This is a genomic window from Brevibacterium sp. HMSC22B09 (assembly GCF_001806795.1).
GTDB classification, from domain to species: domain Bacteria; phylum Actinomycetota; class Actinomycetes; order Actinomycetales; family Brevibacteriaceae; genus Brevibacterium; species Brevibacterium ravenspurgense.
The window spans coordinates 1-13,364 of the sequence record NZ_KV786015.1 but is presented as its reverse complement, the minus strand read 5'-3'; the positions used below and the strand labels follow the sequence as shown (position 1 = coordinate 13,364).

9 protein-coding genes are annotated in these 13,364 nt (G+C 57.8%); 2 read left to right on the top strand and 7 right to left on the bottom strand.

Translation table 11 applies throughout. The features are described from left to right. Positions 1-367, top strand: a 367-nt coding sequence (locus HMPREF3087_RS05860; protein ID WP_141738887.1) for a MarR family transcriptional regulator, incomplete at its 5' end; no start/stop codon positions are given. A gap of 225 nt (positions 368-592) precedes the next feature. On the opposite strand, the gene HMPREF3087_RS05855 is transcribed toward HMPREF3087_RS05860, so the two are convergent. The 5 genes from HMPREF3087_RS05855 to HMPREF3087_RS05830 all read right to left on the bottom strand — a co-directional run bounded on the left by HMPREF3087_RS05855 (position 593) and on the right by HMPREF3087_RS05830 (position 8,730). Next, entirely contained in the window at positions 593-1,063 is a 471-nt protein-coding gene (locus HMPREF3087_RS05855; protein WP_070428436.1) for a GNAT family N-acetyltransferase, read from the bottom strand. 266 nt (positions 1,064-1,329) lie between these two features. Then, positions 1,330-2,628 carry an Ig-like domain-containing protein gene (locus HMPREF3087_RS10735; RefSeq protein ID WP_083272066.1) on the bottom strand — a complete coding sequence of 433 codons (1,299 nt, stop codon included), beginning with the start codon at positions 2,626-2,628 and terminating at the stop codon, positions 1,330-1,332. 220 nt (positions 2,629-2,848) lie between these two features. Further along, positions 2,849-6,025, bottom strand: coding sequence for a type I restriction endonuclease subunit R (locus tag HMPREF3087_RS05840; protein WP_070428433.1), 3,177 nt, complete (start codon positions 6,023-6,025; stop codon positions 2,849-2,851). Between the two features lie 3 nt (positions 6,026-6,028). Beyond that, the gene (locus tag HMPREF3087_RS05835) at positions 6,029-7,144 is read right to left on the bottom strand and encodes a restriction endonuclease subunit S (protein ID WP_141738886.1); all 1,116 of its coding nucleotides are present in this window, start codon (positions 7,142-7,144) and stop codon (positions 6,029-6,031) included. Continuing rightward, positions 7,144-8,730 carry a class I SAM-dependent DNA methyltransferase gene (locus tag HMPREF3087_RS05830; protein ID WP_070428431.1) on the bottom strand — a complete coding sequence of 529 codons (1,587 nt, stop codon included), beginning with the start codon at positions 8,728-8,730 and terminating at the stop codon, positions 7,144-7,146. The genes HMPREF3087_RS05835 and HMPREF3087_RS05830 overlap by 1 nt, the downstream gene beginning before the upstream one ends. 213 nt (positions 8,731-8,943) lie before the next feature. Here HMPREF3087_RS05830 and HMPREF3087_RS05825 point away from each other — a divergent pair, with 213 nt between their 5' ends. Next, on the top strand, positions 8,944-9,972 hold the full coding sequence (locus HMPREF3087_RS05825) for a L,D-transpeptidase family protein (protein WP_256173053.1): 1,029 nt from the start codon (positions 8,944-8,946) through the stop codon (positions 9,970-9,972). A gap of 566 nt (positions 9,973-10,538) precedes the next feature. Here HMPREF3087_RS05825 and HMPREF3087_RS05820 read toward each other — a convergent pair. Together HMPREF3087_RS05820 and HMPREF3087_RS05815 are read right to left on the bottom strand one after the other, a co-directional pair. Continuing rightward, positions 10,539-10,949 (bottom strand): hypothetical protein, encoded by a 411-nt coding sequence (locus tag HMPREF3087_RS05820; RefSeq protein WP_256173052.1) that lies wholly within the window; start codon positions 10,947-10,949, stop codon positions 10,539-10,541. A 60-nt stretch (positions 10,950-11,009) separates the two neighbouring features. Continuing rightward, positions 11,010-13,364, bottom strand: a 2,355-nt coding sequence (locus HMPREF3087_RS05815) for a choice-of-anchor M domain-containing protein (protein WP_070428430.1), incomplete at its 5' end; no start/stop codon positions are given.

Genomic DNA, 13,364 nt, shown 5'->3' with positions numbered 1-13,364 from the left:
CACGCCCACCGACGGCGGCGGAGCAGGTGTCGTTGCCGAAAACAGGGGCACAGGCATCGCAGTCATTCAACGCTCGCTCGCCGATGCCCTCATGCCACCGCCTGAGTACATCAACCGGCTAGACAGCTTCACGATTATCTTCCACCGGCGAAGAGTGGCAGAAAAAGAACGCTACGCGAGCGCTTTTGATCAAGTACTCACCACACTGAAAGGGCAGGCGGCTGCTTCCACATCAGAACTTGTGCAAGAAACACGACTAAGCCGTACCGCAGTGCAAAAAGCCGTAAACGAACTCATCGCCGAAGGTGTCGTCGAACGTACTGAGCCACTGCGAAGCCCCCGGCAGCGCTACCGCATCAAAACGTAGCCGCTGTGCCGAAGAAACCCGGCGCTACGGGACCACAACAGCTTCCCACAAGCTTCCCACTTAACTTCCCACAGTGTTATGTCTAGTGGGAAGTTAAGTGGGAAGCTCCTGGGGACACCTCACAGCAGACTTCAGGCTGCAACTTGAATGGAAAGCGTGATGAGGGAACGCGTACTGCCCGACGACTGGAAGCAGCCCAGGAAGCGGCTTCCGATACCACTACTGTCAGTCGCTTAGATATTTGATGAACACCTGACAGGGGTTCCATTCATCCCACAGGGTGGGGAACACTTCGAGTTCTTTATAGCCCACGGCTTTGTAGAACTTGTTCGTCACGTCGTACTCGTCATAGTGGCCCGACTGAACAGTCTTGACCTGCGAGTATGAGTAGCCCAAACTTTTCGCCAGCTTTTCGTACTCGTCGTTTAGCTGTGTGGCTACACCGCTGCGATGGAACTTCTTCTTGACTCCCATCACGAATATGTCTGCGCAGTCCGGGCTAGTTGCGTTGAGAACCAGGAATCCAGCAACCTCGCCCTGATGGAAGGATGCCAAGAGTGGCTTGTCCTGCGAATCGGTGATGTATTCTTCAGTGCTTTCAGGCATGCCGAACCATTCGGGAAGGTCGTTCAGCACTTCCCGTGAGATTGCCGCCTTCTGTTCTTTGTCTTTTACCTCTTTGACAAGAAACTCCATACCGCTCCCTTGCAGTTAAGTCTGTATCGGCATTGGACAGACACCAGTGTCCACCGTGACCAGTTGCGTTGATGTAATCATGGCATGAGGCGGGCAGGGCGAGCCTCTTCGCAACGTCGCAGGCAGGAAACGCACTGACTTTTTCCCCGGATGTCAACTCGACTTCTGGACCTCGAGCTGCAGCGCCTTCCTTTGACAGCGAAGCAGGCTCCGAGCGAATCCGCCCGGAGCCTGCTTTCAGTTATTCAGCTGTACTGATACGCGCCTCATGCGCGTCGACGTGCAGCTACAAGAAGTGCAACACCGGCAGCGATGAACGCGCCCGCAACCAGTCCAATCGGCAGAACAGCAGCACCCGTACGCGGCATAGTCTTACCAGCGCTCGAAGCGGTGCCGTTCGAACCATTCGAACCGCCGCCTGAGACTTCCTCATCAGCGCCAGCCGAGGCACCCGCCTGTTCATCACCAGGCTTGGCAGGCTTGTCCGGCTGTTCGCCAGGGTGTTCCTCTACAGGCTCGTCACCAGGTTCCTGAGTCGGTTCCTGGGTCGGCTCCTCAGTGGGTTCCTCAGTGGGTTCCTGAGTCGGCTCCTCAGTGGGTTCCTGAGTCGGCTCCTCAGTGGGTTCCTCAGTGGGCTCCGGTGTCGGCTCTTCGGTTGGAGCTCCTGTGACGGTTATGTCGAAGTCGAAAACTTTACCGTTCTCAGTTGTCAGGTGGATTTTGGTGGCGCCTGTTTTGACACCTTTAAGAGCGCCGTCTTCGCTCACTTCAACGATGCTCGGATCGTCACTCGTCCACTTTCCACGGAAAGTGAAGCGGTCATCGGGAAAGCTGATTACCGGTATGCCGTGCTCGTCTATCTCTTCGTACTTTTTGTTAGTGGCAACCGCTGTGGCAGTACCGCCTACGGGAATTTCTTTGACATTGATGTTTGCGCCTTCCGCAACCATTTTGTCGCCAAGGTTCACCTGCATTGTGTAGGCGCCCTTAAGTCCGGTTTCTGCAGTTTTTGGATCCGTTGGGAGCAGTTTGGCAAAGCGATCATTTTCGCGCCAGGTGCCCTGCCCCAACCAGGTTTTCTCGTTGCCAGCCAAGCCGTACTGGATCATATGCGGATTGATCAAGTAGGTGTAATGCCCTGCGACTCCCGAGCCTTTAAGATAATTGCTCTTTTCGGCGGACCACTGGGCAATAGCCCCTGCCACCGTGCCACTACCCCACGCAATTACTTCGCTGGTACTGCGGATTTTATCGCGCGTGAAGGTTGGACGATCGCCGTTCGGCCGCTTATGGGCCCGAAGACCTGTAGTTTCAATTTCTGCATAACGCTGGATGGCCATAATTTCGAGACTTGTCGACCAGCGCGGATTAAGATAGTCCTCCTCGCTGATACCTTTCTTAGCGAGGTAGTCCTTCATTGTGTCGCCATTGCGATCCGGCCATGGCACGTTGGTATCGAGCGCATCCTGCCGCCGTTTCTTAATAGCGGCAAGCGCTTCCTCCTTGATACCGTCCTGGTTCAGTTCGACATCAACGTAGGCGGGCGTTCCCCCTCCCAGGTCCATTCCTGAGTAGTCAAAGGGGGGGGGTTCCTTCGGTTGCGTTGGCAACCATTGTCGTTGGAGCTATCAGGGCTGCAACGACTGCAATAACACTGCTGACAAACAGTGACTTCAGCTTCATGTGGTCTCCTGAAACGGAAAAGGATAGACGGGGCAAGCTTACCCCAGGCGTTTCAATTTTGGTATTACTCGCTAGAGGCACAACACCTACCCCTGTAACCCACTATGCGGCATCAGACCACCGGGGTGCGAAGCCTTCCATCTGCTCCAACACGTGAACGACTGCTTCGGCCCGCTGTTCCATCGGATAGTTGTATTTGCGCAGCAGGGTCTTGATTGAGCGACGCAGCTTGGCCCTCACGTCATCGCGCACGGTCCAGTCGGTTTTCGCATCACGGCGCAGGGTTGCCACTAGGTCGCGGGCAATCTGGGCGAGCACGTCATCCTCCAGCACCTGGTCTTCCGAGGTGCCATCGGCAATCACGTCATAGAACGCCAGTTCATCATTGCTCAGGGGTGGGCTGAAGGACTCACCGCGTTTGCTTTCCGCAACGATCTCTTTTGACAGTTCGATAAGTTCGGCAATGATCTCGGCTGAAGTCAGCTGCTGGTTGGTGTAGCGATTCATCAGGTCGCGAATCCGCTCCGAGAATCGCTTTTCACGAACATTGTTATTGCCGGTCGCAGTACGCGCTTCCCGCAGAAGGTCACGCCGAAGAGCGTCAATGAGCAGCGCTGTTTCTGATTTGTCTTTCGCCTTCAGTTTGAGCGCTTCTATGTTCAGGTCCTGCAGGTTGGGCAGTTCGCGATCGATTTCGCTGTACACGTCAATGACCTGTGACGATGCACTGGATTCGACGACCAGCTGGCTGAGCAGCGTGAGGACCTCGTCACTCAAAGGCTCGCCATTGGCCCGACTGTCCGCCGCGTCCATCTTCACCAGCTGGTTGCGCACATCGGAGTAGAACCGCACGTCGTTGCGGTACTGAGCGGCATCAGAACTCCCCGAAGCCAACGCCCACGCTCTGGCCAGCTTGCCCGCGTACTCGTTGAACTTCTTCGCCTTCGGGTAGCGACCTTTCTCGTCCGCTGTCAGTGGGTCACGCAGCTTTGCCAGCACGTGCAGGCGTGCCTTTCGCTGGTGTCCCGCAGCTTCAAGTTCGTGCCAGTCCTCACCGGCAATCGCATTGAGCTTCCCAAGGAAACCGCGAACGATTTTCACTGCATCTTCGATGTTCTGCCCGATGACCTTTTCGTCTTCCGCGGTCGAGCTCTTGGTGAACTCGGCAATCGCCTCTTGCAGGTTGTCAATGAGCGGCGCGTACGCAACTAGCAGTCCGCTTTCCTTCTGCCGGAACTTGCGGTTAACGCGGGCGAGTGTCTGCATGAGCAACGCGCTTTTCAGCGGCCGGTCCAGGTACAGCGTGTGCAGCGGCGGGGCATCGAACCCGGTGAGCATCATGCCCTGCACAATGGCGATTTCAAGTTCGTCATCAGCGTCTTTCATACGGTCTTTGACCGCATCCATGCGCGCCTGATTGCGGACGTGCTTCTGCAGGTGCGCAGGGTCGGATGCCGCGCCGGAGTAGATGACTTTGATCTTGCCCGTCAGGTCATCATCACTATGCCATTCGGGTCGCAGTTGGACGATTCTTTCGTACAGATTCGCTGCGATGTCGCGGGTCTGTACCACGATCATCGCCTTTCCGGGCGCACCTATAAACTGACGCATATTTTCGCGACGGTCTTCCCAGTGCCGCACAAAGTCCTGGGCAAGGGTGTCAAGCCTTTGGTCAGAGCCGTAGATGGTGTTCAGCACCGCAACGGATTGCTGCGCTTTCTCGCGGTCTTCGTCTTCGATGCCTTCCAGGATGTCCGCGGCGGCATCGTCGATGTCCTTATCCGTAATCCCTTGAATTCGCTCCAGCGGGATCAGGCGCGGTTCGAAGTACACGGGGACCACGGCACCGTCGGCGACTGCGCGGTTCATGTCGTAGACGTCGATTTCGCCGCCGAAGACTTCGCGGGTGTTGCGGTCCCATTCGTCGATGGGGGTGCCGGTGAACGCAATCATGGTTGCGTTCGGCAGTGCGATGCGCAGGTGGTGGGCGTAGCCTTCAGCATTTGTGTCGCCGAAGCCGTAGTGGGAACGGTGCGCTTCGTCTGAGATGACGATGATGTTGTGCCGCTCTGACAGCACGGGGTGTTTTTGTTCGCGGTCTTCTTTCGCTCCCTGTAGGCCGAATTTCTGCAGGGTGGCGAAGTAGATGCCGCCCGATTGGCGTTGGCTCAGCTGTTCGCGCAGGTCTTCCCTGCTGGAGATGTGGACAGGGTCTTCGGGCAGAAGGGTCGATGCTGAGAATGTCTCAAAGAGCTGCTTGTCCAGTTCGCTGCGGTCGTTCAGCACGACCACGGTGGGTGAGTCCAGCCGTGGGTCGCGCATGATCTTCGCGGTGTACATTTCCATTTCCATGGATTTGCCGGACCCGGTGGTGTGCCACACAACGCCGGCTTTTTTGTCGCTGCGGGCCGCTTGGATTGTCCTTCCGGCGGCTTTTGTGACTGCGAAGTACTGGTGTGGTTTTGCCACGCGCATGCGCAGCTGACCGTCGGTTTCGTCGAATGCGGTGAAGTCGATGAAGATCTGGCCGAAGCGCTCCACGTTGAACAGGCCCCACATGAGCATGTCGAACTCTGTCATCGTTTCGCCGTCGACCACCACGAGTGCCCGCTGTTCGTAGGGTTCGCCATCGTCGTCAACTCGCCACCGGCTCATGTGCTCACGAGGTGTAAAGGGGCTTCCGTAGATCGCATCAATTCCGTCGGAGGCCACCACAATATTGGCGAACCGGAAAGCCATTGGAAATTCGTCTACATAGGTGCGCAGCTGGTTGTAGGCGTTTTCGACGGTCGCTGTGGATCCGGATTGTTTGAGTTCGATGATCGCCAGCGGCATTCCGTTGACGTAGAGCACCACGTCGAAACGACGTTCACTGTCGAGGTTGCGGATGGTGATCTGATTTGCAGCAATGTAGTCGTTTTTAGACGGGTTGCGCGAAAAGAACGTGATGGTGGGGTTCTGGTGTTTGCCGTCAGCGTCGTAGTATTCGATGCCGCGGTAGCCTTCGACGAGGATTTCGTGCAGGCGATGATTCTCAGCGATCGCGCTTTGTGACTGCGGTGTGATGACTTCGGATATTGCCTGTCGCAGGTATTCGTCGGGCACTCCGGGGTTGAGGTTGCGCAGGGCGTTGAGGAGCCTGCCCCGAAGCACTATGTCTCGCCAGTTTTCGCGCTCACCGCTGCCGGGGGCGAGCTTTTTGCCGCTGACTGGTTTCCAGTCGAGCTCACCCAACAGTTCAAGCGCATCGCCTTCGAACATCGCTTCGGTGTACACCATGGTTTATGCCCCGATTTCCTCACTCGGAATATCTGCACCCGCCGAGGTGGCTTCCTGTTTCGCTTCCCTTACAGAGATCTTCCCATTCATCAGCAGCGGAAGCAGCTCATCGCGGGTGTTTGCAAGAGTTACGTTTTCCTTTTCCAGGGCGCTTGCGTTGGCCCACAGGGATTCCGCAAGACGCAGATCTTCTTGGCGGAACTGGACCGGGATCTGGACCTTAGCGTCCAGGTCAGATCTCTTAATGTGTCCCATGGTCGTGGCTTTCCCTGCTGCGATCATCCTGAAAAAATGGAGCTGTTGCTCGATCGCGCTATCGAGAAAAGCGAGCGGAAATCCATGGTCCGGGATGACCTTGAAAATGTGCTGATTGACTATCGCTTCATCGTATGGCCATCGCTTTGTCATGAGCGTTCCAGACCATGAGAAGAGCAACTCGCCGGGTCTAACAACTTGTGTTTCAGGTACGTTCAACTCGTTACGTACAGTGTTGTTTCCGATTCCGCTGTTCATCTCTGCGATGCGCACAACAACCCTGCCGGTGCCCGTCGCTTCTTTCGTAAAAGCACCGCCGTTAACGAAGGAGGCTAGCGATGACAGGGGCGCTGCCGTGGTGCCATCTTCGAGATTTCGGTGCCAGAGTGTGTTTCGGAGGCAGTCGATCGTACGGACTGCTTCAATGTTCGCTGCGATCTTGTCATCGAGGGAACCGAGAACATCGACAATCCGATCCTGCCGGTCTCTATCCGGGGCGCTTACTTTGAATGCACTTATATAGTTTCGATTCAAAGACCCCTGAGCAGTACCAGAGTCAAAGCCGCTTAGATCAAGCGTCTTGAACAAATAGAAAAGCCATCGGGGATTGTTACCCTTAAAATCCTTTGCAAAAAGCGTTGTATTCAAGGGCCAGAAATCCGTATCGCTCCATCTAGGAACGCCAAGGTTCGTGCTTCGACCGATGACGAAACCAGGTCCGGCCACCTTAGCCTCGTTGTGGCTGAAAGTCTTCTCGCCCGCAGCCAGAACCGGAACATCTCCGGGAATGCGATTCTTTGCAGGCAAATCAAAGCCTCTTTGAAACGTAATCAAGTTGCCCAGAGTCGTTTCAGTCCATCCCATCACCCCAACCTCCCCAACTGTTCGCGGACAACAGCGTCGAGGCGAGCAGACTCGTCGAGGGCTTCGGTGAGCTCCGCGGTGAGGCGGGTGATTTTCTGGTCGATCGGCTCGTCGTCTTCTTCCACCTCGGCAAAGCCGACATAACGGCCCGGAGTAAGTGCGTAACCGGCGTCGCGAATATCTTCAATCGACACCGATTTGCAGAAGCCCGCGATGTCTTCGTATTCGCCTTCAGCAGATTCACGACCGCGCCACGTACGGAAGGTGTTCGCGATTTTCTGGATGTCTTCGTCTGTGAAGCTGCGTTCAGTGCGGTCCACCATGTAGCCGAGGTCGCGCGCATCGATCAGCAGGACCTCGCCCCGGCGATCAATCGATCCCTTAGACTCGGCATTCTTGTCCTTGGCAAAGAACCAGACACACACCGGTATGCCGGTTCCGCGGAAAAGCTGGGCGGGCAGTGTGATCACGCACGAAATGATGTCGTCTTCGACCATGTTCTTGCGGATTTCACCTTCACCAGACGCATTCGACGTCATGGTGCCGTTCGCCATGACGACACCGGCCTCACCCTGAGGGCTCAGCTTCGAGATGATGTGCTGCATCCACGCGAAGTTCGCGTTCTTTTCCGGCGGGACACCGTACATCCACCGCCTGTCGTCGGTGTTGCGGGCCCAGTCCTTGATGTTGAACGGCGGATTGGCCAGAACGTAGTCCATCTCGATACCGGGGTGGATGTCTCGGGCGAAGGTATCACCCCACCGCTCCCCCAGACCTTTGGCACTGAGCGCGTGAATAGCGAGGTTCATTCGCGCCATGCGCCACGTGCGTTCGTTGAGTTCCTGGCCGTAAACAGCAATCGCCGACGGGTCCTTGTCGTGTGCGTCCAGGAACTTCTCCGCCTGGACGAACATGCCACCCGAACCACAGCAGGGGTCGTACACGCGCCCCTCGGTCGGTTCCAGAATTTCCACCAGAGTGCGAACCACCGAACGTGGGGTGTAGAACTCCCCACCTCGCTTGCCCTCCGCAGAGGCGAATCGGGCAAGGAAGTATTCGTACACTTCACCTAGCAGATCACGCGCACGTTCCGGCCCCTCCGCAGTAAACCGAGTGGTGCTGAAAAGGTCGACGAGCTCACCCAGACGGCGTTGATCCACACTGTCGCTGTTGTAGTTGTGCGGCAGCGTGCCTTCCAGGGAGGGGTTATCGGCCATGAGAGCTTCGGCAGCTTCATCAATGAGCTTGCCGATAGCTTTGAACTCGCCACCGGCCTCTTCCGTCTTTCCCTTGGAGTGGCTCTTGAGGTAATCCCACCGCGCCGTTTTGGCCACCCAGAAAACGTTCTTTTCGAGGTAGGCATCGCGGTCTTCAAGCTCTTCCGCGATTTCCTCAGCGGAGGCCCCCTCTGCCTGCAGCTCGGCTTCGAGCTCTAGGCGGCGGGCGTCAAAAGCATCAGTGACGTATTTGAGGAAGACAAGACCCAGGACGATGTCCTTGTACTGAGAAGCATCCATAGAGCCGCGCAGCTTATCCGCGGCCTTCCACAGAGTGTCCTGAAATTCCTTCACGGGAGTGGCAACCATACTTGGGAGTCTACTTATCAGGCTGTCTACTCAACGCTTCGGCGCTTAAACGGCGAATAAACTTGGCCATCAAGAAGCGCAAGCAGCGCAAACGCAACAACGGCGCGCAACCACAGTCAACCTAACGACACCGCGCAGCAAGCGCAGCCGGCACAACATCAGCACCCGTGCCCCACCGCCTCGGACGCTGCGAGCGGTCAGTACAATTTTCGTATGGACATGCTTTCCCGTCGTTTCGCTGTGCTGGTCGCAGCTCTGTGCGCCATGTTCGCGCTTTTCACACCCGCAGTTGTGGCCACGCCAGCCCATGCGGCACCGCCCCGTCAAGCCACCAGCCAAATCAACGCGGCAGCAAAGAAACACGCACAGAAACTGGGCAAAGCAAAAGGCAACATCCGGTGCGGACTCCCCCAAGGCGGCTGCTACCGCACCTTCACAAAAGGTTCCATCCACTGGTCACCTAAAACCGGTGCGCACCCCACCTGGGGTACGGTTCGTTCAATCTGGAAGAAGCACAAGTGGGAACGCGGCAAATACGGTTACCCCACCGGCAGCGCACGGATCGGCAACGACGGAAAACTTCGCCAGAAGTTCCAACGCGGAACCATCACCACCGGCGTAATCAGAACTGGCCTCCCGCATGGAGTCAAGCCCAAAGGCGGCCGGCAAATCGTCATCGCACACACTGCCAAACGCTCCTCAAAAACCGGCACGGTGGAACTGTGGGAGCTTCGCAACGACGAACGCTGGCACCGCAAACACACCTTTAAGGGCGCCAGGTTCGGGTACAAGGGACTGGCGACCGCGAAGGCTAAACGCGAAGGCGACGGCAAGACACCCATGGGGCAATACCGCATCCCTTTCACCTTCGGCACCAAAGCAAAACCGAAAGGCACCAAGATCAAGTACCGTCGCGCCGACCGCAACGACCAGTGGTGTTCACGGTCTGGTTCGCGCCACTACAACACGTGGATGAGTGCGCCCAACAGCAATTGCCGCGCTAAGGACGCCGAGGTGTTCTCCAAGATCCCGCAGTACAGTCACGTGGCCGTGGTGGACTACAACTCTGCTAGGAAAAAGGGTCGCGGTTCCGCGATTTTCGTTCACAAGCACGGTAAAGGTTCAACCGCCGGGTGCGTATCCGTGAGCGGGAAGCAAATGGTCACACTCATCACATGGTTGCGACCGCAGCACAGCCCGCGCATTGTGATCGCTCCCCGAGGTGAACTGAAGAACCAGTAGGGTGCAGGGAGCGACCTCAACCGGGCGAGAAGAGCGCGCGGAGAATTTGGCTTTTGCGGTTACTCAGCTTGGTCGGCCGGGTTCAGTCTTTCGCGACGAGTCCGAAGACAAGCGGCCCAAAGCCATCACGCCCTAAAATATGAGCGGGATACTTCTATGAAAAAGACAACATCCACATGGGTTTCTCGCTTTGTTCGCACCAGGGTGCTCATTCTCGGTGCTGTCTGCACGTTTGCAGTATCGATGGTCGCGTTTCTTGCTGAGACGTGGCAAGCCGATAACGCCATAGAGGGAGTGGGAAAATGTCCAGTGAACGGTTCGGGCGAGATTCGGCACTCAACGTCAGCATGGATCGAAACATCATTTGCCCCACCGCAGATAGTCTGTTTTCAAGATGGATATCCACCCGTTCATCAGAGCACTCTCATATCGAGCACGGCGTACTATCTGACGTTTGTTCTGCTAGCGGCTGCCCTCGTTGTCTTCATCGTGAAGATGGCTCATTTCTTCGGATGGTTCAGCAAGAAACCGGAACCTGAACATACCTAACCGGGTTAGCTTTGCGGTTATTCAGCCCGGTGGGCCGGGTTCAGCCTTTCAATTGCCGACATCGGGGTGTCATAGGCAAGGACGTTGTAGCCGTCGTCTTCCCCAGGCCATAGGAGCGTGTGGTCGAAGCTGTCGCTGGCAAGGTCGTATCGGGCAATCCAGGTCTGCCAATCACCACGCTCGGGATCTGCAGTCAGTTCCCGAAGCCGCGCGATCAGCGCCTCGTTGAACGCCGGATTCAGCGCGGACACTGTGGTGATCCACGTTTCCTCACCGACAAACCGCCATGCCTGGTGAGCTGAGTGCCCCGGCTCGTAACCGGACACAACCACAAAACCGTCCCACGGCTTGCGCTGATTGAGTTTCCTGTCCACCCGCAGGCACCGGCCGATGACTTCCAAGATCGATTCGGCAGAGTCGTAATCCACCTCGATATCGGGTGCAGTCGCTGTGTCCCCTCCAGCGTCGCCAGGTGCTTACGGAAAATCCTATCGGTTTCTACGCTTTTCGTGTGGCCGAACTGGACGGCGGCCAGCTGCCACCAGCACAGCACCCCCACCAACGAGAACACCAGCTGCCATTCCAAGAGGCAAGAGCGTCGCACCGGTGCGCGGCAGAGTCCCGCCACCACCCGAAGCAGTTCCGCCCGAACTATTCGCTGCACCACTCACGTCACCACCCGAGGCGCCCGTTGCGTCAGCGTTGGCATCTTCACCCTGGTCTGCACCAGGCTGTTCCGCACCGGGTTCCGCACCGGGCTCCTCGCCCGGCTCACCCGGGTTGCCGCCCGGAGCCTCCGGGGCATCTTCACCCGGGTTCGCGCCGCCCTGATCACCCGACTCACCGCCGGGAGCCTCGGGCACGCTCGGTTCCTGACCGGCCCCATCACCTGGCACCTCGCCAGAACCGTCACCAGGCACCTCGCTCGGCCCGTCACCCGGCACCTCGGCATCGTCACCGGTTGACTTCTGCACTACCTCGAAGGTCAGGCGCTGAGTCTTCGCCTGCACTTCGCCACCGGCGCTGCGTTCACCACCGCTGGCCTGCTTAGCCCGCGCGGTCACGTCGATCGTGTACGTTCCGGGCTTCGTGAATGCCCAGGCGGTGTGCATGTGCGTGCCAGGCGGCAGAGGAATGTCGGCAGCCTTGTCGCTCGAGGCGTACATCTTCTGGATCGCACCCAGATTCTCCGTGTAGGCAAACCACTTGCCGCCCTCAGGCGCACTGACCGGCGTGAGCGTCATCGTCGCACCCTCGGGGTACTTCGCGCGGTCAAGTGTTTCGCTCGAAAAGCCCGGCCACACCCGGCCCGGCTGCTGAGCCTGCGGCAGAACATACAGCTCAGAGCCCTTGGGCCCAAGCACGTCGTAGCTCGGATCGGCAAGCACATTGCCTTCACGCTTGACCTTCGCAAGCTTCGTGACGGCCAGCGTCGTTGAGTCAATCGTGCGAGTCACCGACTCCGTGGCATGCTGACGCGAATCATCACCAAGTGCCACAGAGAATTCGCCCTTGTGATCCATGGCGCGTAGGTCCACGTGCCCACGGCTAATCGTGACAGGCGTGCTCAGGAGGTCCCCGTCGGAACCGTCATTGCCGTCATCCGGATCCGGCTTCTCAGTCCCCTCCCCCGGGTTCGGCTCGGTGCCGCCGTCTCCCGGACCAGGCTCTTCACCGCCGTTACCCGGTGGCGGAGTCGCACCCGCACCGATTTCAGAAAAGCGAGTCTCCACGGTCTTACCGGCACTGCTGACCTTGCCCAGATCAACTGTGTCCGTATTGCCGATCGCTGCACGCGGCTGCGGTTCCAGCGTCAGCTTCAGCGTGTATTCGTCGCCCTTGCAGTACTCACGGTCCACCTCGAGGTTTCTCCGCCCCGGACCGCTGACACCATCAACAGAGCACGTGGGTTCGTCATAGCCCTCTTCATAGAAACCACCCGTGACGTTGTAGATGAGCGAATCATCGGTGGGTTTCGTTTGAATCGTGGCCCTGTTGTCGTCGCTTTGCCCACGGGCACTGACAGAGACATCACGGGAGCCGAGCTTCACCTCGCCATTTGAGAAGCCGCCGGCAGATGCTGCGGGGGTTTCCTGCGGAAACTCCCCCGGCTGATTCGTGGACACGGGCTTCTGCCCGGTACTCGAGGTAAGCGGCGCACTGACCCAGCGTGCCGCACCCTTGGTCGGCACGAACACTGCCTGGAAGGTTGACGAGGTGGAGCCGATCATTTCACTCCACGTCGCCTTGCCGTTCTTCACCGGGACCTCAGCAAGGTGATAGCCGTCGATGTAGAACACGACCGTGCCCTCGGCGGCTTCAGTGCCGGCATCAAAAGTCAGATCGGTCAGGTTCTTGTCGCCGTCTTTTTCACTGCCGGTGTGCGGGGCGATTGTGAAGTTCGGGGACGAGGTGCCGCTAACGTTTCCGGCATTGTTGTAGGCGGTCCTGACATCACCAAGCTTTTCATCAGCCGGGTTCGTGCCGCCCACACGCCACACCAGGGTTGTGGGCTTCGAAGCAGTGAAAGCACCATCAGTCGTGCGAGCGCTCGCATCGAAAGTGACCTCATAGCGGCCTGGCTTTGTGAACGTTGTGATGTTGTGCGTGTGCGTGCCCGGATCCAGCCACACGGTCCGCGAAACCTTGTCATGTGACGAGAACAGGCGCGTCACGGGCAGGTTGCCGAACGTCGAATAGTTGAACATGTTCATTTCGCCCGGACCGTTGAAGCCGACGAGCTCCAAAGCGAAGTTCCCGTCAAGGAAGTTTTCAATGGGCACCGCGGTGTCAGCGCCGAAGCCCGACCAAATGGGCTCTTCCGGTTTCAGAGTGCGTGACGC

What these genes read in the sequence shown, in the direction of transcription:
- HMPREF3087_RS10735 (WP_083272066.1), bottom strand. Translation starts at nt 2,628, where the DNA reads ATGGACCTGGGAGGGGGAACGCCCGCCTACGTTGATGTCGAACTGAAC.
- HMPREF3087_RS05855 (WP_070428436.1), bottom strand. Translation starts at nt 1,063, where the DNA reads ATGGAGTTTCTTGTCAAAGAGGTAAAAGACAAAGAACAGAAGGCGGCA.
- HMPREF3087_RS05830 (WP_070428431.1), bottom strand. Translation starts at nt 8,730, where the DNA reads ATGGTTGCCACTCCCGTGAAGGAATTTCAGGACACTCTGTGGAAGGCC.
- HMPREF3087_RS05840 (WP_070428433.1), bottom strand. Translation starts at nt 6,025, where the DNA reads ATGGTGTACACCGAAGCGATGTTCGAAGGCGATGCGCTTGAACTGTTG.
- HMPREF3087_RS05825 (WP_256173053.1), top strand. Translation starts at nt 8,944, where the DNA reads ATGGACATGCTTTCCCGTCGTTTCGCTGTGCTGGTCGCAGCTCTGTGC.
- HMPREF3087_RS05835 (WP_141738886.1), bottom strand. Translation starts at nt 7,144, where the DNA reads ATGGGATGGACTGAAACGACTCTGGGCAACTTGATTACGTTTCAAAGA.